General features: G+C 37.9%; 19 protein-coding genes. 4 read left to right on the forward strand and 15 right to left on the reverse strand.

What is annotated here, in order from left to right; genetic code table 11:
* Window positions 1-52 precede the first annotated feature (52 nt).
* Window positions 53-682, forward strand: coding sequence for a peroxiredoxin (locus tag ACTB0Y_RS13920; protein WP_463207440.1), 630 nt, complete (start codon window positions 53-55; stop codon window positions 680-682).
* A 177-nt stretch (window positions 683-859) separates the two neighbouring features.
* Here the strand turns inward: ACTB0Y_RS13920 and ACTB0Y_RS13925 are convergent, their stop codons facing one another.
* The 15 genes from ACTB0Y_RS13925 to ACTB0Y_RS13995 all read right to left on the reverse strand — a co-directional run bounded on the left by ACTB0Y_RS13925 (window position 860) and on the right by ACTB0Y_RS13995 (window position 17781).
* On the reverse strand, window positions 860-1993 hold the full coding sequence (locus ACTB0Y_RS13925; RefSeq protein WP_463207441.1) for a hypothetical protein: 1134 nt from the start codon (window positions 1991-1993) through the stop codon (window positions 860-862).
* On the reverse strand, window positions 1962-2855 hold the full coding sequence (dapA, locus tag ACTB0Y_RS13930; RefSeq protein ID WP_463207442.1) for a 4-hydroxy-tetrahydrodipicolinate synthase: 894 nt from the start codon (window positions 2853-2855) through the stop codon (window positions 1962-1964). The genes ACTB0Y_RS13925 and dapA overlap by 32 nt, the downstream gene beginning before the upstream one ends.
* Window positions 2845-3405: a DUF6913 domain-containing protein gene (locus ACTB0Y_RS13935; protein ID WP_463207443.1), complete on the reverse strand. Its 561-nt coding sequence runs from the start codon at window positions 3403-3405 to the stop codon at window positions 2845-2847. Before ACTB0Y_RS13935 ends, dapA begins: the two co-directional genes overlap by 11 nt.
* 12 nt (window positions 3406-3417) lie before the next feature.
* Window positions 3418-6693 (reverse strand): preprotein translocase subunit SecA, encoded by a 3276-nt coding sequence (secA, locus tag ACTB0Y_RS13940; RefSeq protein WP_463207444.1) that lies wholly within the window; start codon window positions 6691-6693, stop codon window positions 3418-3420.
* Window positions 6694-6930: 237 nt separating this feature from the next.
* Complete coding sequence (locus ACTB0Y_RS13945) at window positions 6931-7716, reverse strand: aminotransferase class IV (protein WP_463207445.1); 786 nt, start codon at window positions 7714-7716, stop codon at window positions 6931-6933.
* A gap of 2 nt (window positions 7717-7718) precedes the next feature.
* Window positions 7719-9044 (reverse strand): 1-acyl-sn-glycerol-3-phosphate acyltransferase, encoded by a 1326-nt coding sequence (locus ACTB0Y_RS13950; protein ID WP_463207446.1) that lies wholly within the window; start codon window positions 9042-9044, stop codon window positions 7719-7721.
* Between the two features lie 74 nt (window positions 9045-9118).
* The gene (locus ACTB0Y_RS13955; RefSeq protein WP_463207447.1) at window positions 9119-10072 is read right to left on the reverse strand and encodes a bile acid:sodium symporter family protein; all 954 of its coding nucleotides are present in this window, start codon (window positions 10070-10072) and stop codon (window positions 9119-9121) included.
* Window positions 10065-11360 (reverse strand): 30S ribosomal protein S12 methylthiotransferase RimO, encoded by a 1296-nt coding sequence (rimO, locus tag ACTB0Y_RS13960; RefSeq protein ID WP_463207448.1) that lies wholly within the window; start codon window positions 11358-11360, stop codon window positions 10065-10067. The genes ACTB0Y_RS13955 and rimO overlap by 8 nt, the downstream gene beginning before the upstream one ends.
* 48 nt (window positions 11361-11408) lie before the next feature.
* Complete coding sequence (ftsY, locus tag ACTB0Y_RS13965) at window positions 11409-12350, reverse strand: signal recognition particle-docking protein FtsY (protein WP_463207449.1); 942 nt, start codon at window positions 12348-12350, stop codon at window positions 11409-11411.
* A gap of 308 nt (window positions 12351-12658) precedes the next feature.
* Window positions 12659-12814 carry a DUF4295 domain-containing protein gene (locus tag ACTB0Y_RS13970; protein ID WP_463207450.1) on the reverse strand — a complete coding sequence of 52 codons (156 nt, stop codon included), beginning with the start codon at window positions 12812-12814 and terminating at the stop codon, window positions 12659-12661.
* Between the two features lie 6 nt (window positions 12815-12820).
* Window positions 12821-13006, reverse strand: coding sequence for a 50S ribosomal protein L33 (rpmG, locus tag ACTB0Y_RS13975; RefSeq protein WP_463207451.1), 186 nt, complete (start codon window positions 13004-13006; stop codon window positions 12821-12823).
* A 16-nt stretch (window positions 13007-13022) separates the two neighbouring features.
* The gene (gene rpmB, locus ACTB0Y_RS13980; protein ID WP_463207452.1) at window positions 13023-13265 is read right to left on the reverse strand and encodes a 50S ribosomal protein L28; all 243 of its coding nucleotides are present in this window, start codon (window positions 13263-13265) and stop codon (window positions 13023-13025) included.
* Between the two features lie 115 nt (window positions 13266-13380).
* Window positions 13381-14625: a CinA family nicotinamide mononucleotide deamidase-related protein gene (locus ACTB0Y_RS13985; protein ID WP_463207453.1), complete on the reverse strand. Its 1245-nt coding sequence runs from the start codon at window positions 14623-14625 to the stop codon at window positions 13381-13383.
* Between the two features lie 3 nt (window positions 14626-14628).
* Window positions 14629-15192, reverse strand: a complete 564-nt coding sequence (locus tag ACTB0Y_RS13990; protein WP_463207454.1) for a DUF2179 domain-containing protein — start codon at window positions 15190-15192, stop codon at window positions 14629-14631.
* Between the two features lie 3 nt (window positions 15193-15195).
* Complete coding sequence (locus ACTB0Y_RS13995) at window positions 15196-17781, reverse strand: putative LPS assembly protein LptD (protein ID WP_463207459.1); 2586 nt, start codon at window positions 17779-17781, stop codon at window positions 15196-15198.
* A gap of 91 nt (window positions 17782-17872) precedes the next feature.
* On the opposite strand from ACTB0Y_RS13995, the gene ACTB0Y_RS14000 reads away from it, so the two are divergent.
* The 3 genes from ACTB0Y_RS14000 to ACTB0Y_RS14010 form a co-directional block, all read left to right on the forward strand.
* A complete protein-coding gene (locus tag ACTB0Y_RS14000) occupies window positions 17873-18979 on the forward strand; it encodes an N-acetylmuramoyl-L-alanine amidase family protein (RefSeq protein ID WP_463207455.1) in 1107 nt (368 codons plus the stop codon).
* 301 nt (window positions 18980-19280) lie between these two features.
* Window positions 19281-20525 carry an MlaD family protein gene (locus ACTB0Y_RS14005; protein WP_463207456.1) on the forward strand — a complete coding sequence of 415 codons (1245 nt, stop codon included), beginning with the start codon at window positions 19281-19283 and terminating at the stop codon, window positions 20523-20525.
* A gap of 294 nt (window positions 20526-20819) precedes the next feature.
* A partial coding sequence (locus ACTB0Y_RS14010; protein WP_463207457.1) for a DnaA N-terminal domain-containing protein occupies window positions 20820-21089 on the forward strand: 270 nt, incomplete at its 3' end.

Consider the following 21089-nt stretch of genomic DNA (forward strand, 5'->3'; position numbering starts at 1 on the left):
CAAATCTGTTTGTTAGCGCACATGTAAGTTTAACCTAAAAAAAGATAAAAAGATGTCAATATTGGTTGGAAAAAAAGCACCGATGTTTACTACTAAAGCAGTAGTTGACGGTGACAAAATTGTTGAAGATTTCTCATTAGAACAGTACATTGGTGAAAAACATGTAGTATTTTTCTTTTATCCGGCAGATTTCACATTTGTCTGTCCGACCGAGATCATTGCTTTTCAAAATAAAATAGCTGAATTTGAGAAAAGAAATGTCGCTGTAGTTGGTTGCAGTGTAGATAGCGAATTTTCGCACTGGAAATGGCTGCAAATTGAGCAAAGCGACGGAGGAATTAAAGGTGTGAAATATCCGCTTGTAGCTGATGCCTCAAACTCAATTGCTGAAAACTATGGCGTTTTGGCCGGAGAATATGATTACAATGAAAATGGAGAGATTATTTTTAAAGGCCAGCCAGCCGCCTATCGTGGTTTGTTCTTAATTGATAAAGAGGGTGTTGTAAGGCATCAGGTAGTAAACGACATGCCTTTGGGAAGAAGTGTAGATGAAACTTTGCGTATGGTAGATGCCCTCCAGTTTCATGAAAGGCATGGCGAAGTTTGTCCTGCAGACTGGCATGAAGGCGAAAAAGCTATTATTGAAACACAAGATAGTATTGCGTCATATTTGTCAAATTAAATAAAGTACCCCGGAAGTACATTGAAAAATAAATTTCATTTATCCCGATGTTGTGTACTAACGGGGTTTCTATATGATGGCAGGTTCAATTCACTTCGCTATTGAGCTATGCGTTTTAAACAATAAAACGTAAAATCAGTTACACGGACTGCGACTTAGATTGCAGTCCGTTTTTAATTAAAGCTTTGACTTAATAATAGCTTCTTTTCCTTTGCTATCTACACTGAGTGGAATGGTATTAATGTTGAGATGTAGAAAGTAAATCCTCTTATTATTAGATGCCACTACAATGGTATTGTTTGGCAGAAGGGCAGGAGTAGAGAAAATTTTCCCACCGGTATCGAATTTATTCAGTATTTCACCACTGGTGGATATCACGTATAAATTGTTGTCGAAACTTCCAATACAAAAAGTAGTATCGTTGAGTGCACGGGGAGAGGATACAACCCAACCTCCGGTTTTAATTCGTTTTTTAATTTTACCACCCGGCGTAACCAAATACACCGACTTGTCAAGCGAGCCGAAGACTATGGTGCCATCTGCCAGTTGAAGCGGAGTGGAGTGGATCGCGCCATTCACCTTAACTTTTTTTATTTGATGTGAGTTGTCATCAAAAATATACAAATGTTTATCATAACTGCCAACCGCAATATGTCCATCCTGGAGTACGGTAGGTTTGCTATGCACAACCCAGTCGTCTGTAGGAACCTGGTATTCAAGGCTTCCATGTTTGTCTAACATGTAAATTATATTGTCATGGGTGCCCACAACAAGCCGCTCATCATTGAGTATGGTGATACCTCCGTGCACCATTTTACGTGTAGTAAAAAAATAACTCGAACCGTCAGGTTTAATAAAGTGTATTTTTTTACGGTTAGTGCCAAACACAATGGTTCCGTCGTTAAATTGCTCTATTTTGCTGAAAATTCGTCCACCAGGTTGAATTGTTTTGATGAGATCTCCCGCTGTAGTAAAAAAATACACCTTGCGGTCATAACATCCCACTACAACTGTACTATCCTGAAGCTGGCTTGGTGTGGCATGTACCCAACCACCTGTTTTGACGCTGTTGATTTTGTTTCCTACGGCATCAAGGAAATAAATCTGCTTCCTATGGCACCCTACAACTACAGTTGTATCGGAAGTTACCAGTAAATCTCCATAAATTTTGCCTTTTGTCTCAAAAACCGATATTACATCAAAAGATAGACTGTTTTGGGCTGCTCCTGTATTTTGTATTATCAGGGAACCTAAAACAAGGAATATGCTTAACAGAAGCTTATTTGTTGCGATTAATCTGTTTGATTTCATTATCTAATTTTCCGTAAAGAGACCTGCTAATAGTTGTTAATGGTGATCTGACAGCAGATTGCGTAATATCTTTAATCTGTAGTGCGGCTTTAATACCTGATGGATTACCGTCTTCAAAAATCATTTCTGAAAATTGAAGAAGCTCATAGTGCAGTTTTCTTGATTCTTCAATTTGTCCATCAAGTGCGGCCCTTACCATTTTGCGATAGGTTTGTGGGTAAGCATTGGCAGTAACAGAAATTACACCATTGGCACCTACCGCAATCAATGGCATTGTTAATACATCTTCTCCTGAAAGCACAAGAAAATCATGTGGTTTCTTCTGTATAATTTCCATAGCCTGCACCATATCACCGGCTGCTTCTTTTAACCCAATTATATTGTCGTTGTTGTGTGCTAAATATAAAACAGTGTCTGTTTCCATGTTTTTTCCTGTACGGCCGGGCACATTATACAGAATTATTGGTACAGGAGACACAGATGCTATGCTTGTAAAGTGCTGAATAATACCTTTTTGACTGGGCTTGTTGTAGTAAGGAACTACCGACAGAATTGCATCGACCTGTGTAAAATCTGTTTTTTGTATTATTTTCACCACTTCCGAGGTGCTATTTCCTCCTATACCCATCACCAGGGGTAGTTTGCGTTGATTTTTTTCTGTTATAAAACTTATAACAGCTTCACGCTCATCCAGGCTTAATGCAGGATATTCACTGGTTGTGCCCAAAGCAACCAGATAGTCGACACCATCATCAATAACGTGGTCAAGCAGTTTTTCAAAAGCCTTGAAATCTACACTTCCATCTTTGCGAAATGGCGTTACGAGTGCAACGCCTGTGCCTTCAAATTTTTTACTCTGCATAATTAGGTTTATTTTGTGGTGATTTTTTATTGATGACTGAAAGATAATGAATTAATTGCTGGTGATACTCATTCTGATCTTTCTGATGGGTTTCTATAATAAAATCATAGACCTTTTTCAATTGATCATTGGGTCCGGCAACTAAAGTAGTTTTTGAAACCGCACAAATCCAGGCCAGCGGAAAGTTATCACTAAAATCAGCCTTGATTAGCAGGTCGAAAGGTTGATTGATGAAAGATTGCACATCGTCGGATTTTGGTTTTCCAAACCAATTACAATCTTTGCGGTAAAATAATTCGAGATTCTTTTTCTCTGCCAGTTCTTCCGTAGGTTTTTTAAGATCTACAAATGCCAGTACATTAACCTTGATGCCCTGATCGTGCAGAAATTGAGCTAATTTCTGCATATTTGCAGCAGTTTGATTACTGTCACGCTCAAATAAAATCCCTACATTTTTAATATCCTCCAGGTTCTTTATTTCCCGTTTACGTTTATTACGTTTTAGGCCCTTTTTTAAAGATTTCTGCTGATATATTTGCTTTAACGACATGCTTCGAACAATTTATTCATTACGACCGTGACAATGCTTGTATTTTTTACCGCTACCACAAGGGCACGGGTCATTACGACCAACTTTTTTCTCTACTTTTACAGGTTGAGGCTTTTGTTTTTCTTTGGTATTTGCTACCAAATCATTCTTCCTGGATGTTTCGTATTGACTGAAATCTGTGCTCTGGTGTTTGGCCTGCTGCACTTCGTCATCCTCTTTTAATGGAATGAAAGCTTTGAGTAATACGGACGTAACATCTTTATTAACTTTGTCCAGCATATTCTTAAACAATTCGAACGATTCGAATTTATAAATCAACAGCGGATCTTTCTGTTCATAAGAAGCATTTTGTACAGATGTTTTCAGGTCATCCATTTCACGCAAGTGCTCTTTCCATGATTCATCGATTACAGCAAGGGTGATGAATTTTTCCAAAGAGCGCATTACTTCTTCACCTTTTGAGCTATAGGCATCTTCCAGATTTACAACAACCTGATAGACTTTGACTCCGTCAGAAATTGGTATTACAATATTTTCATATTGTTGTCTCTGATTTTCATACACGGATTTAATTACCGGAGTAACTTGTTGTGCAATAATCTCTTCTTTACGCTCGAAAGCACTACGTACCTCCTTGAAGAGTTTCTCCGTAAGTTCGTCCGGAGTATTTTTCATAAACTCATCTTCGGTAAATGGTGGTTCTATGGATAGGTGACGAATAAGTTCAAGTTTGAAGTCTTCAAATTCGCTCACACCGTAATTATCTTCCACGAGCGATTCACAAACATCAACCATCATATTGGCAATGTCAACCTCTAATCTTTCACCGTATAGCGCGTGTTTACGTTTACTGTAAATTACTTCACGCTGTGAGTTCATAACATCGTCGTATTCCAGTAGTCGCTTCCTTATACCAAAGTTGTTCTCTTCTACTTTTTTCTGTGCACGCTCAATAGACTTGGTAATCATAGAATGTTGAATTACTTCGCCTTCCTGAATACCCATGCGGTCCATCATTTTAGCAATACGTTCAGAGCCAAACAAGCGCATGAGGTCATCTTCGAGTGAAACAAAAAACTGGGAGCTTCCCGGGTCACCCTGACGACCGGCACGACCTCTTAACTGACGGTCTACACGCCGCGATTCGTGGCGTTCTGTGGCTACGATGGCCAAACCACCTGCTTCTTTAACTTCAGGGGTAAGTTTAATATCGGTACCACGACCTGCCATGTTGGTTGCAATTGTCACTCCTTTAGGTTGTCCGGCTTCTGCAATAATCTCTGCCTCACGCTGGTGTAATTTTGCATTAAGTACATTGTGTTTAATACCCCGCATTTTAAGCATGCGACTCAATATCTCCGAAACTTCAACAGAAGTGGTTCCAACCAGACTGGGTCTACCTTCATCGCGCAACCTTACTATCTCTTCGATAACCAGGTTATATTTTTCGCGCTTTGTGCGGTATACAAGATCCTGTCTGTCATCGCGTATAATAGGCTTGTTGGTAGGAATAACTACTACATCGAGTTTGTAGATGTTCCAAAATTCTCCGGCTTCTGTTTCGGCAGTACCAGTCATACCAGAAAGTTTGGTATACATGCGGAAATAGTTCTGCAGGGTAATGGTAGCAAAAGTTTGCGTAGCAGCTTCTACTTTTACGTTTTCCTTGGCTTCAATGGCCTGATGCAATCCATCGGAATAACGGCGGCCTTCCATAATACGGCCGGTTTGCTCATCTACAATTTTTACCTTGTTGTCCATTAGTACGTATTCCACATCTTTTTCGAACATGGCATACGCTTTCAGCAATTGGTTAATGGTATGTACCCTTTCCGATTTAACGGCGTAATCCTGCAAAAGCTTATCTTTTCGTTTTAATAATTCACTTTCTTTAAGACCCTCCTTTTCCAAATCGGCAATTTCAGATCCTATATCAGGCAGCACGAAAAATGACTGATCCTCTACATCAGCAGACAGCAGGTCAATACCTTTATCTGTAAGCTCTATGCTGTTTAGTTTTTCATCTATTACAAAATACAGTTCATCTGTTACCTTATGCATATGCTTGCCATTTTCCTGCATATATTGGTTTTCTACCTTTTGCATAAGGGTTTTCATGCCTTCTTCACTTAGAAATTTAATTATAGCCTTATTTTTCGGCAAGCCTTTGAAGGCCCGAAGTAACAAAAGACCACCTTTTTCCTTATCGCCTTCGGCAATTAGCTTTTTGGCTTCGGCAAAAATATCTGTTACAAGCTTTTTTTGTGTATTGAAAAGTTTCTGTACGTTGGCCTTGTAATCGTTAAACATTTGGTCATTACTCTTGGGCACAGGCCCGGAGATGATAAGCGGCGTACGGGCATCATCAATTAATACGGAGTCGACCTCATCTACGATGGCGTAGTTGTGTTTGCGTTGAACGAGATCTTCTGGCCGGTGTGCCATATTATCGCGGAGATAATCAAAACCGAATTCGTTATTGGTACCAAATGCGATATCGCATTCATAGGCTTCTCTTCTTTGTGGACTATTGGGTTCGTGTTTATCAATACATTCAACTGATAAGCCGTGAAATTCATAAATTGGACCCATCCATTCGGCATCACGTTTGGCCAAATAATCATTGACTGTTACAAGATGTACTCCCCGGCCTGTTAGGGCATTTAAAAATACAGGTAAAGTTGCAACAAGTGTTTTACCTTCACCTGTAGCCATTTCGGCAATTTTTCCCTCATGCAATACGATACCACCAATAAGCTGTACATCGTAGTGCACCATATCCCATGTAACGGTATTACCACCGGCAGTCCATGAATTGTAAAAGACGGCGTTGTCTCCGTTTATGTCTACAAGATCTTTGTTTGCTGCCAGGTTCCGGTCAAAGTCGTTGGCGGTTACCACAATTTCTTCATTATCTTTGAAACGTTGAGCCGTGCTTTTTACAATGGCAAAAGCTTTAGGTAAAGCCATTTTTAGCGTGTCTTCTAACTTTTCATCTATGGCCTTTTCCAGTTTATCAATTTCGTCGTAAAACTCTTCTTTTTCAGCATGGTTGCGCGTTTCTTCAGCCTTCTTTTTCAATGCGTCTATTTGTTGCTGCTCTTCTTTTATAGACTCACGTATTTCACGTTTCATTTTTTGCGAAGCAGCCCTTAATTCATCATGACTAAGATCTTTAACCTGCTCATATTCAGCCTTAATCTGCTCAACGATGGGCATTATTGCCTTTAAATCTCTATCTGCCTTTGTGCCAAACATTTTGGCTATAAAACCATCTACAAAACCCATTATGTGTATTTTTTTATTTTTTCTGTTATAGAACCCACAAATTTAATTGAAAAATTCAGCTATGCATAATTGTAGCCTAAATAAAGTGTTAATAAATATTTATTATTTCACGTTAGCCAATATCAATATTGATTCATAAATGTGCTTAACTGTTTAGTCTTAAAGGCAAGAATAATTGTTTTAGAATTAAACTTTTAACAACTACTCAAAGCAAACTTATAGGGTGTTTGAGAATTATTATGCCAACATTTTGGCTTCAAACAAAGACATAATGTGTCTCATTTCTGGTCGGGTTACATCATACTTAAAATCATTGATTTGTGCAATTGGTAATACCCCAGGTGATGTTCCTGTAAGAAATGCACAATCGATCCTGGGCAGTTCGTTGATATGAACATTGCCAAAACCAGTTTTATAACCATGTTGCTCAAGAATATGCAGGACAATTTTACGGGTAATACCAGGTAAAACCTGTTTTTCAGGTGCAGTTATAAAAGTATTTCCACTTATGAAAAATATGTTGCTTTTACTGCCTTCAGTTACTAAACCTTCATTGACATAAATGGCTTCATATAAGTTATTTTGTTGCATAAAATTACCAACTGCCGCTCGTAAGTCCATTAATTTGACTTTTGCATTTGGATTCTCTCTAACGGCTCGATAAAGCATGGTTTTTACGCCATATTTATATTCTTTAAGTCCAGGCCAGTGATGGGGAATAAACCTTACGCTCCAGTCTTCAATGGTATTGACAACAATTTCGATATTGCCGTTATAAATATTGTTTGCTTTAACCAATTGGGCAATGCTTTGCTCAATTACTTCATTTGTAGGTACTTGACAATCAGTGAGGTTGGCAGATTTTGATAACCGTTTCAGGTGTTCATCAATAAAGATTGGTTTCCCTTTTAAAATTCGCAATACTTCATAAATGGAGCAACCATTTTTGATAAATTCATTTTTGAAAGCTTCTGCGGGTTCTATATGTCCACGAATTATACAAAAATCACCCCTGATAACCATAATTATTTATTGTTGAGCAATGAATTAATTTTATCGATTAGTTTGTTGCGCATTTTGCGCAATTCCGGTCTTTTAACGGAAGCTATATACCACTTAGCTTTGAGAAAGTACCAATAAATCAGTCTCCACGCTTTTATGCTTAAAATGCCCGAAAGAATGGTTAATAAGAAAAGAATAATAGCTGCTTTTGGGGGGTGACTTGCTACCAGGTAAATAAAAATACCCAGCAACAACAGGAAGAACTGAACAATATACAGTACGCATCGGAACGAGGTGCGGAACTGCACATCTTTTATTTTTTTGTTTACAAAGATTACCGGCCAATACCAAAAAGCACCAAATATAATAGTACCAGGTAGCGCCAGTGGAAGCAAAATGAGCGTAAAAAGAAACCCCGCAACAGACCAGACCGTAGGTTTTTTTCCGATTATTTCATGTGGTAATGAACCGACTTTTTCGTGCAATAAATTGGCCGGCTCCACAATTTCTTTGAATTGTTCCGGATTAGTTTGCTCTATTTTGTTTAGTGACTGTGTAATAGTTCTTTGGCAATAAAACCTATTTTTCTGCGCTTCATTGCTATTACCGCGGTACTTATTTTCGGCATAAACAGCTGAAGCGAGCAAACAGGCATCGTAGTGCTCCACACTCTGAATATGTATAATATGCGATTGTAGCGCTTTACTCAAGTGCTGAGTAATATTGTTAAGCGCTTTTTGTGGGTTTTCTTTATAATCAGACAAATAGGGTTTTAACGGGAAAGGTTCGCCAAAAACAACTGTTAAGCGACTAAAAAAGGTATCGTAAGCGGTGTAATCAACAGCTGTTGGAACAATTTGTAAATCGATCTGTTCTTTACCATTTATTTCGGTCATAAATGCAATGCGTGCGAATCCTTTTTTGAGTGTTCTCAATCTTTTGGCTCCATAATGGTTGCCCTCAGGCAAAATTACTAATCCGCGTTTGTTAGCTAAAATTCTTACTGTGTGATCGAATGTTTCCTGATTGTTTTTAAGGCTGTCGAATCCGTCTCGTATGCGGTAAACAGGCAGAATTTTTAAAAAATAGAGAATGGCAGCTATTATTTTTTGCTTGAAAATATCGCTTCTGGCCAAAAATACAAGTGGTTCTTTTTTAGCAAAAAGAACGGCCATGGCATCCATCAGTGCATTTTGGTGATTAGGTGTGATGATGGAAGGTTTTTCCTGCTGCTTTTGGGGTCGGTTGATAACATAAAATTCACGATAAATGAGATTATGTATTGTTTTGACTATATGGTAGGTAATCCAATATGGAACCGTGTATTTTTCTATTTTTTTCTTGCCCATGGTTGTCTTGTTGGTTTATACAAAATAGTTTAAAATAGTCGTAAAAATCAAACTTAAAACATACCCGCTAAAATTTATAATTCTGCATATATGGGTTTTTTTCTCCAGAAATGCGACATTATGAGTCCGGAAACGATATGCCAAATACCCCACCAGGCAGCAATATAGGCCATAGCACCTACTTCAAGCTCGGGTGGAAAAATTTTAGGGTTAAAGATGAGTACAAGGGCCAAGCCTGAGTTTTGTATGCCTGTTTCTATTGAAATGGTACGCCAGTTAATACGTTTTAATTTTGTTAATTTTGCCAGATAAAAGCCGGAAGAGAGGGCAATCAGATTGTGGAAAAACACAATAAGTGTTACCCATTCAATATGCCGAATAAAAAGAGAGAAGTTATTGGAGAATGCTACAGCAATAAAACCTATGAATGCAAGTATTGAAAAGGTTTTAATGGGTTTAATAATTTTATGAGTGAGCTGTGGAAAATACCGTGAAAATTGAAGTCCGGCGATAAGCGGAATACCTAAAATTATAAAAACAGTGATAAACATCTGGATGGGATCAATTTCTAAGGGCTGCACCAAATCAGAATGTTTTTCGGCGTAATGAATAAACATATTACCATAAAAAGCAAAATTGACAGGCGTTAAAACAATAGCCCCAAGGCTCGAAATACCTGTAAGGCTTACAGAAAGCGCAGTATTACCTTTGGCTAAATGCGATATGAAATTTGAGATATTTCCACCCGGACAGGAGGCCACCATAATCATCCCCAGTGCTACGCCAACTGTAATAAAATCGCTAATCAGAAGCGAAAACAAAAAAGTTAGGCCCGGCAGCATAATGAATTGCGATAAAAAACCAATAATAGCACTTTTGGGCTTTTTAAAAATTTCTTTAAAATGATGGGGTTTAATTTCTAATGCAACGCCAAACATTACAAAAGCCAGTACCAGGTTAAGTACGAATAGTCCCTGGCTGTTAAAGTTTAATTCTAACTTATCGAGTAGTAAAAGTTCCTCATGCATAGTTTTTTACTTTTCCAAGAAGCTCATAAGCCTCAGCATCAGTTATTTCTATATTGTAAAATGTGCCAACTTGCAATATTCCGGAATTTTCAATGACGATTTCTTCATCTACCTCTGGTGAATCGAATTCACTTCTGCCATAATAGATGCCACTTTCTTCCCGGTCAATTATTACCCGAAGTGTTTTACCAATCATAGATTCATTTCTTTCGAGTACGATTTTGTGTTGTGTCTCCATTAACTGTTCAAGTCGCTGCTCTTTTACTTCTTCAGGTACATTGTCTTGCAAATGCTCATAAGCATAGGTATAGTTTTCATGTGAATAGGGAAATGCACCTAAACGATCGAATTTAGTACTGCGTACAAAATCGAGTAACTGCTCAAAATCTTCTTCTGTTTCACCCGGAAATCCTACCATCATTGTGGTACGTATAGCAATGCCGGGTACCTTTTGTTTGATGTTTTGAATTAACCCGCTCATTTGCTTGCTGTTATGTCCTCTTTTCATGGCTTTAAGCACCCGGTCAGATATGTGTTGCACAGGGATATCCAAATATCGGCAGACCTTTGGATTAGCGTTGATTTCGTCAAACAAATCATCAGGAACACCTGTCGGGTAGGCATAATGCAATCGAATCCATTCTATTCCTTTAATCTCAGATAACGCTTTTACCAGATCGGTGAGGGTAGGAGTACCATCCAAATCCCGTCCATACCAGGTTAAATCCTGTGCAATTAGTATAAGTTCTTTTACACCTGTTTGTGCAAGGAAGTTAGCTTCTTTTACAAGCTGCTGTATGGGTGCAGATTTATAGGTACCTGTAATTACGGGGATGCTACAGAAGGCGCATTTTCGATGACAACCTTCTGCAATTTTTAAATAACTGTAATGACTGGGAGTTGAAATTACCCTTTCATGGTCGTAGGCCGCCTCATGTTTGCCGTTTAAAGCACCCAGTATTGCCTGAAAATCATACTTTCCAAACCAGCCGTCGACTTCTGGTATTTCTGCTTTTAATTGTTCTTTAAAAATTTGAGTTAAACAACCGAAAACACCAACAAATGCACCAGTTTTTTGATTTTTAAGAGCAACTGCTTCAAGGATGGTATTTATTGATTCTTCCTGGGCGTCGTGAATAAAGCCACAAGTATTGATTAGTGTATAGTCATGTAAATCAGGATGATCATAAACAACCCTAAACCCATTAACTTGTAACTGCCGGGCGAGGTGTTCGCTATCCACAAGATTTTTACAACAACCTAAATTTATGATATTGACGTTCTTCAATTTATCTATTCTTGAAAATGAAACAGGTAAGACTTTAAATTATTATAACTAACTAAAAAGGGAGTCGACAAATTCTGTTTTATTGAATATTTGAAGATCTTCCACTTTTTCACCAATGCCAATGTATTTTACGGGCACCTGTAATTGATCTGAAACACCAATTACAACGCCACCCTTAGCTGTACCATCGAGTTTAGTGATGGCCATAGCTGTAATTTCTGTAGCTTTGGTAAACTGTTTGGCTTGTTCAAAAGCATTTTGACCTGTTGAACCATCCAGAATAAGTAAAATTTCGTGTGGTGCATCAGGAATAACCTTTTGCATAACCCGCTTGATTTTAGAAAGTTCGTTCATCAGATTTACTTTATTGTGGAGGCGGCCAGCCGTGTCAATAATAACCACATCGGCATCTTTCTTTTGGGCCGAAACCACCGTATCGTATGCAACCGAAGCAGGGTCTGATCCCATTTTCTGCTTAATCAGTGGCACGTCGACGCGTTGGCTCCATATTTCCAATTGCTCAATGGCAGCTGCGCGGAAAGTATCGGCAGCACCAATAACTACATTTTTGCCATTTTGCTTGTATTTGTGAGCCAGTTTCCCAATGGTTGTGGTTTTGCCCACACCATTGACACCAACTATCATTATAACATAGGGTTTTTTACCTTGCGGCAATTCCCAGGTGGTTTCGTCAGTATTTTCCGATTCGGTGAGTAATCCCGTGATTTCGTTACGCAAAATCTGATTAAGTTCGGTAATAGAAGTATATTTTTCTTTTGCTACCCGTTCTTCAATGCGTTCAATAATCTTTAGTGTGGTATTGACACCCACGTCAGAGGTTATGAGAATTTCCTCCAACTCATCTAAAACATCGTCATCAACTTTTGATTTACCCACCACAGCCCTGGACAGCTTTTGGAAGACGCTTTGTTTTGTTTTAGACAACCCCTGGTCAAGGTTTTTCTTTTTATCTTTTGAAAATATTCCCATCGTCATTAGTCATTTAACGTGAGTTCGATATAAGTCAAATTACAACTATTTTATAACCAACACCCTAATCTTTGTCCGATTTGATTATTCGGTGCTTCAGTAATTTCTTTTTGTTGGGTATTCAATTCTGCTCAATTGTAAACGTATCAGCAAGATAGCCCTGTAAATTGAAAACGAATAGCTATAATTGTTTCCTTCTTTTCTTACGTCGAACTGAGGTTCATTTAAGCCGTGCAATTTAGCAATATTTCCCATAAAAAAAAAGGCCTGTTGAGTGCAGGCCTTTTGAGATATTGAATGAAAATTCATTACTTTTTATCGAAGAAATCTTTCACGTGCTCGTTATTTACCATTCCTTCTTTGAATTGATATGCACCACTTTTTGGTGATTTTACCATTTTAATAACTTTGGCAAATTCTTTTCCTGTACCCGATTTAAGGGTTGCAACTACTTTCTTAGCCATATCTTATTATTTAATTTCTCTGTGTAAAGTTACTTTTTTCAATACTGGGTTGAACTTTTTCAACTCAATACGGTTGGGTGTATTCTTACGATTTTTCGTAGTGATGTAGCGTGATGTACCCGGTTTTCCGCTATCTTTGTGTTCAGTGCATTCTAATATTACCTGCACACGATTTCCTTTCTTCTTTGCCATGACTGATCTCCCTCAATTAATATTTTGTAATATATCCTTTTTCTTTTGCCTCTTTCAACGCAGTTGAAAGGCCTTTTTTATTAATTACGCGCAGCCCATTAGCAGAAACACGCAAAGTGATCCATCTATCCTCTTCCGGATGAAAGAAGCGCTTTTTTAACAGGTTGGGATAAAATTTCCTTTTCGTTTTAGCATTAGAGTGCGAAACGTGGTGTCCAACCATTGGTCTTTTTCCTGTAATCTGACAAACTCTCGACATCTTTCTATATTTTAAATTCTTTTTCCAAATCGGTGTGCAAATGTCAAGATAATAAATGAATAAATCAAATATTTTTTCAAGAAATTAGCATATAAACCCAAGAAAAATTAAATTTTTAACTTTTACTAAGCCATTCAATCATTTTATACATGGCTACAGTTGCGGTTCTTTCTATGTTTACCATGCGATCGTGGGTGAAAAGAAAACGTTTTGTATGTACTTCGCCATCTAAGTAAATTCCTATCCAAACTGTTCCCACAGGTTTTTCCTCTGTGCCACCTGTTGGTCCGGCAATTCCGGTGGTTGAAATAGCATAATCAGTATTTAATGCCCTGGCGGCTCCGGTGGCCATTTCCCTGGCCACTTGTTCACTTACTGCTCCATATTTTTGGAGCGTGGCAGCTTTTACACCCAGTAAATGCTCCTTGGTCTCATTGCTATAGGCGGTAATTCCTCCTTTAAAATAAATGGAAGCTCCGGCCACCGAGGTCAATCTATGACCCAGTAATCCACCAGTACAGCTTTCAGCCGTACAAATGGATTTGTTACTGTCTTTTAATATTTTACCTAATGTGTATTCAACCTTTTCTTTACCTTCCGTTACGATTTGTTTGCCTAAAAGATTATATAAGATGCTGGCTTGCTTATCCAGATTATCTGAAAGGTTTATTTTATCTTTTAACCTTAGGCGAATAACACCCGGAGATGGTAAATAGGCAAGTTCGAGGGTTTCAGGCAGGTTGTTTTCCCATTGCTCCAGCATTGCAGCCAGTTCACTTTCCGGATATCCCACTACGTGGAAAGTGCGATACACGTGGGCTTCTAATGAAAAATATTTGTATAGCTCAGGCATAACCTGATGCTCAAACACGTGTTTCATCTCAAAAGGGACACCGGGCATGGAAACTATTATGCTATTCATTTTTTTAAATAGCTGAACTGGAGCTGTGCCAATAGGATTGCATAAAACGCGAGCATTGTCAGACACAAGTGCCTGTGCCTTATTGGTTTCCGACAACTGCAGATAGCCGCGTTTTTTAACGATAAATGCTTTTATATCATCAAGTACATCCTCATTTACAACCATTTCACCGCCAAAATATTCATTGAGCGCCAATTTTGTGCGGTCATCGTTGGTAGGCCCCAGTCCGCCGGTTAGTAATACCAGGTCGGTTTGCTGAATAGCATCATGAAGCGTTTTTTTAATTTGTTCAGGTTGGTCGCTGATACTCCTGATTTCCTTTACTTCGAAACCTTCATGATAAAGAAAATCGGCCAGCCATGCAGAGTTACTATCTACAATCTGACCAATAAGTATTTCGTCTCCTATAGTTATAATGGTTGCTGAATATTGTGCCATAAACTATCGTTTAAGTTTAAGTATGCGGCGGCGGAACGTGGTCGGTCTGTTAACCGGAAAAACTCCATACTGGGCATTTCTGATATCTTCTACGGTATAAAATGCTGAAGGATTATATTGCTGTATTATATCTTGAACTTGCTGTAGTTTTTTTCTTTTCAAAATAATATAGATGACATTGACTCTTGAAAATTTGCCTTTGGCATCGATTTCTGTCACACCAAAACCTTCCTTATACAAAGCACTCACAAGTTCGGTGGTATCTTTTTGTGTGATGATACGAAAAACCAGTGTACCCATGGCCAGTTTTTCTTCCAGCATCATTCCAATATAGTTGCCTGCAGCAAAACCGCCTGCATAGGCAATATAACAAACCCAGTTGTCCAGGTTCTGGAGAATTTCTCCCATCGCCAAAATCCATATCAAAACCTCAAAAAAGCCCAGAAGGGGAGCTAAAACCCGGTTGCCCCGCGATACAATTATTATGCGAATGGTTCCGATGCTCACATCCAGTATGCGGGCTACAAAAATTAATGCAGGTAAAATTACATAAGTATACCACTCCATAGTTTAGTATTGTGCGTTATCGTACCAATTTTCTCTTTTATCATATTTCAAATCCTGCAAAATGGATGATTTTACACCAATGGTAAATGAATAACTTTGTCGATCGCCGAAAGGTACCCAGTGAAAACTCATAACCCAACAGTGCAGGTCTCTTGTAATATCGAGTGTTGTGGCGGACATTTTTCTTCTTTCAATATCGTATCCTGTGCGGAATCCAATCTTCCAGTTGTCTGTTACACTGAAATTTCCTCTCAGTCCCACGGTTTGTACCACACTTTTAGTATTCTGTGGTTTACTAAAGGTATACTTATAATCAAGGGTAAAACTCCATGGAATATCAAAATAATCGTAATAGTCTGTTACAACCTTTTGCTGTTCTTCTTCCGAGACTTCATCACCCTCAAACATTTTGGAATCGAGTTTAAAATTGAACGAGACAGATGCCCGGGTAATGCGGCCTAATTTACCATCGACATTAAACTGGTATTTGTCGATTTTTTTAAATGTTATAGGATCTAAGGCGTAAGGGTCCATTGTAGCGTTAAATCGCACATTAACCTTTTGAAAAAGGTTTGTAGAAGCTCTCATCGATAAGGGGCTCCAGTTCATTGAATCGGCTACAATATTATAGTTGGTAGAAAAATTCAGCGTTTTCAGCAGGTCTATTTTTTTTGTGCTTGATGTGGAATCGTTTGGTGTACGAATTTTCATACTTACCTGGTTACCCAAACTTAAATTTATTGATCCTGACCTGGTACCCGATGGCACTCCGTAAATACCATTGTCGTAATAACTGTAGGTTCGGTCGGGGGCTCCTTCAACATGATCGTAATATCCGTATTTATCCAATGTGAAATTGGGTCGGTAACTATAAGAAACCGATGGTGAGTGTACAAACCTAATGGCTTCGACAGGCATATAAGGTTGGAAGGTATAGAGCCCGTATAAGGTTGTATTAACTCCAGCACTCACGTTGTAATCGTATACGCGATTGAAACCTGTAATGGTATCTGTAGTTGTTTTTCCATAAACAGTATCCTGACCTACAAAAAGGCTTTCCTCATATTTTTTGCGTAAAGAGTTAAAATACCAGCGTTCTGTATAACTGGCACTGGGTGAAAAATTGAGGAATTTTAGAATTTTGGCAGACGTTTTTACGCCCAAATCATGCTTTACACCAAATTTAAATTCTTCTACAACATCTTTTTTAAAAAGTTCATCTTCTTTCACGGTAAACCTATTTTCAAGTCTTGAACCATAGGTAATACCAATTTTTTGCAAAATATTGGGTGGTTTATTTGAATTTTTGGGTTCAAAGGGAGTTATTCTTTGCATATTCAGGTTTAAACTTGGTAAAGTCATGGCCACCGTGCTGTCTTTGGTATTGAGCGTATGCCTGAGCTGGGCATTAAAGGAAAACGGGGTTCCCGGCAGGCTGTGACTATAGTTCACCGATGAATTCACTGTATTTTGCAGGTAATTATTCATTTGAGTAGAATACCTGTTGGCCGATGTGCTTTTAAGATTTACATTGGCCGAAAAATTACTGTTTGGCCTTGCTTTTGGATCCTGACTGTGATGCCACGTGAGGTTGTATGCATCGGTATTTACATAGTCTGCAAGTCCCTTTTCGCTCTCAATAATTTTTGAGAGCATAAAAGATAACTGCCCACTATAGCGATATCGCTTTTTGTATCGCGATGAAACAGTTGCTTCGTAACTTCCTTTTGAGTAAATACTACCCACAACCTTAAGATCCATATAGTCGCTTAAAGCCCAGTAATAACCAAGGTCTTCGAGTGAAAAACCTCGTCTTTCAGACTCGCCGTATCGTGGGAGAAGCAATCCGGAGGTTTTTTCTTTTGTAAACGGGAAAAAACCAAAGGGAATCGCAATGGGGGTAGGAACATCCTCAATGACGAGATAAAGCGGGCCGGAAACAATTTTATCGTTTTGAATCACCCTTGCTTTGCTCATAGCGATGTAATAATGCGGGTGCTCGTGGTCGCATGTTGTATACTTTCCGGCTTTTAGATCAATGATGTTATTGGAATGTTTCTTGGTACGGCGACTATGTAAAAAACCACCGTCTTGTTCGGTCACCACGTCAGTAATTATCCCTTTTTTGGTTTTGAAATTGTACCTTATTTCTCGAGATTCATAAAGGTCTTGACCCTCTTTAAATATAGGTAGTCCTATTTCATTGCCCAGTGAGTCTGTTCTGCCCTTCGCAAAAATTTCATTTTTATTAAAATTAATATCAATATATGCTGCTGTAAGCTCTATATTGTCATATAATACTTTGGCATTACCTTTTAAAATAATGCGTTTTTCGTTTAAGAAAGATTCAATGGAATCTGCTGCCTGGTAATCGACCGGGCTGGATAGGGTAGATGTGGCAGTTGGTTCAAGTGTGTCACTCCTGACACTGGAAGTATCGTTAGCAACATAGGCCAATGATGCGGTATCCCTAAAGGGAATGGAATCCTCTTTGACAGATATGGGAGCTTCCTGACCCTGTAAATTTGCAGAGCAAAGTATCTGAGCAATAGTAAGGTATATAATATATCGAATAAAAACCTTCACCACAAATTTCAAATCCCGTTAGTTTGTTCTATTTTTGTTTGTTCTTGATGCATAATTTTTGCGGTTCAAAACTAATTAAAATCTTTTATTCCTTATGAATCGTTTACAGAAGATTTCGCTTATATACGTAATATTTGGTATGTTTATTTTGCCAATCACCTCACATTGTGCTGTAGATGAGGATCAATTTGTTGTTGTACTTGACGCAGGGCATGGCGGAAAAGACAGTGGCGCCCGAGGTAACTTTTCGATGGAAAAAGATATAGTATTAGATATTACTAAACAGGTAGGCCATTATCTGAAAAAACATTTACCCGATATAGAAGTTATTTATACCCGTGAGGATGATAGTTTTGTAAAACTTTTTAAACGCGCTGAAATAGCCAATCGGAAAGAGGCCGATCTTTTTGTTTCGATTCATGCCAATGCATCACCCAGCATCAGGGCTTTTGGCACAGAAACTTTTGTAATGGGTTTGCATAAAACAGAAAGTAATCTGGAAGTAGCTCAAAAAGAAAATGCTGTAATAACCCTGGAGGAAAATTATGAAGAACATTATGAAGGCTACGACCCCCACAGTGCTGAGTCATTCATAATATTTTCTTTGATGCAGAATGCCTTTTTAGATCAAAGTCTCAGGGCAGCAGAATTAACCCAAAAGGAATTCAGAGAGCGGGCCAAACGTAAAGACAGAGGTGTTAAACAGGCCGGGTTTCTGGTATTATGGAAAACCACAATGCCAAGTATTTTGATTGAAACCGGGTTTATTTCAAATAGTAATGAAGAAGCCTATTTAAACTCTGAACAAGGTAAAGATTATCTGGCATCGGCTATTTTTAGAGCCATTCGGTCTTATTATGATGAAATGAAGGCACAAAGAGCCGATAAAAATAATTATGCCAATGATCAGGAGATTCAACCAAAAGCAGCGAACAAAAAAGATATTTATTTTATGGTTCAGCTTACAGCCTCCTCTCAAATGGCCGACACCACAAAGGAACCATTTTCCAGGCTTACCAAACCCGTAGCGGTAGAGAAAATCGGTAATTATTATAAATATTTTTACGGCAAATTCGACAATTATGATGAAGCCAAAAAATTGCAAAAACAATGTGAATCACATTTCCCGGATGCTTTTATTGTAGCTTTTGAAGGAGATAATCCCATTTCTGTACAAAAGGCTATGAAAAGTGTTCAATAAAATTGTATATTGGTTGACTTTAATTGATACAGGCAAATTTTTGTGAAAAAAAAGCATTCATTAAGTAGCCAAAAAAATAGTAGAATGAACCGAGCCATGACAAAATTTTTAACATACACCGCTTGCCGTCTAAAGCTTCAGCGTTCAGCTGCGGCAAGCCTTCGGCGACCGAAGGGTGGCGCACTCGCATGATTATAACGAAGCTACAAATAGTGCGTGGCATGTATTTAATGTATCATCGCGAGCTTCCCCGCCTTTTGCGGGGCAGGCTATTCGACCATTGAAAATTAAAAATAAACAGATGAATAATAACTATAAATACATTTTAATAGGCCTTTTAGCGGCAATTACGATATTGGTTTTTGTTTTTGGATTAAATTATCTGAAGGGCAAAAATTACTTTATCGAAGAAGATACTTATTATGTGGTTTATGACCGGATTGAAGGGCTAACCAAATCGAGTCCGGTTATATTGAATGGTTACAATGTTGGGCAGGTTCGCGAAATCAGATTTAATAACCTTCAGAAAGGAAACTTGCTGGTTAAATTTGTTGTAAAAAAAGATATTAATATTCCAGATCAATCTATTGCCCGTATTTTTAGTCAGGACTTGATGGGTACAAAAGCCATTGATCTTATATTTTCTAATCAGAATAATTTACTTCAATCCGGAGATACACTGATTGCCGAAACAGAAGAGAGCCTTAAGGAACAAGTTAGTATTGAGATGCTCCCGTTAAAAAATAAGGCAGAAGATTTATTACAGGAGATGGAAAATGCCATTAAAATTATCAACCTGATTTTTAATGAACGAACACGTCAAAACCTGAAACAAATTATTGAAGAATTGAATTATACCTCCAGAAACCTTCGTTCCAGTACAGCCAGTGTGGATTCATTACTTATAGGAGAAAAAGAACGTATTCATCGTTTATTGGTAAATCTGGAGTCTATAACCAACAATTTTAGCAAAAATAACGGAAATATAACCGGCTTGATGGCCAATTTAAAAGCCTTAACAGACTCATTAAATAAGGTAGACTTTAAAGGAACTACTGACGAGGTTGATTCTACATTGCTTGCGATAAATAATATGTTGAATAAAGTTCAATCACAGCAAGGAACACTGGGGAAATTAATTTATGATGATTCTCTTTACAATGCCATTACTAACAGTACAGAATATGTTGGACTTTTGGCCGAAGACCTGCGCATAAATCCCAAAAGATATTTGCATTTTTCAGCTTTCGATCTCGGAAGAACAATGTATGTTTTAGATGAAGATAAAATGCATAAGAAAGCAGGAAAAAATGATGGGGCTTTTTATGTATTGGTAGATGAGTCTGCATCACCTGTTTCGCTCGATTACTATGATAAAATAGACAATGTGGAGCAAAAAGTTATTGATGATACCTATTTATATACAGTAGGGAATTTCGATAAGAAGCGAAAAGCCAGAAGATTTCTGAAAAAAGTGCAGAAAAATTATCCAAAAGCTCGCATAATCTATATTAACAAAGGACAATTTAGCTATGTGGATGATTAAATATATGCATATAGGTAAAATTACCTGTTAATTTTCTGTTAACACTAATTTAACATTCTCGTAATACGTTTAACACTCAACAGTTTAAAAATTACATTAACCTATATTGTTGTTTAATAGCGCATTACAGAGATGAAAAAAAATACATTTCCAAAGGGTTGATTTTAAAATCAATATCAAAAAAATGAAAAATACAAGGGAAAATTTATTTTTTTTTAACTTTTTTTTTCACCAATTTAGTATTCTGAATAAAAAAAATAATCATTAATATAAATTGTTAGGAATAAGCTCGCTATGGATCACAAAGAAGCATGGGATCAATGTCTTTCAGTTATCCGGGATAACATACCGGAGAGAAGTTTCCAAACCTGGTTTAGTCCAATAAGGCCACTTAAGTTATTAGATCAGGTGCTCACAATAGAAGTGCCCACATCATTTTTTTATGAGTATCTTGAAGAACACTTTATTGATATTCTTCGAAAGACCTTATTTAAAATTATAGGAGAAAATGCCAAGTTAGAGTACAGTATCATTGTGCATAATAACACGCATAATTCAAAGCCT

It is taken from the genome of Salinivirga sp. (genome assembly GCF_055145285.1).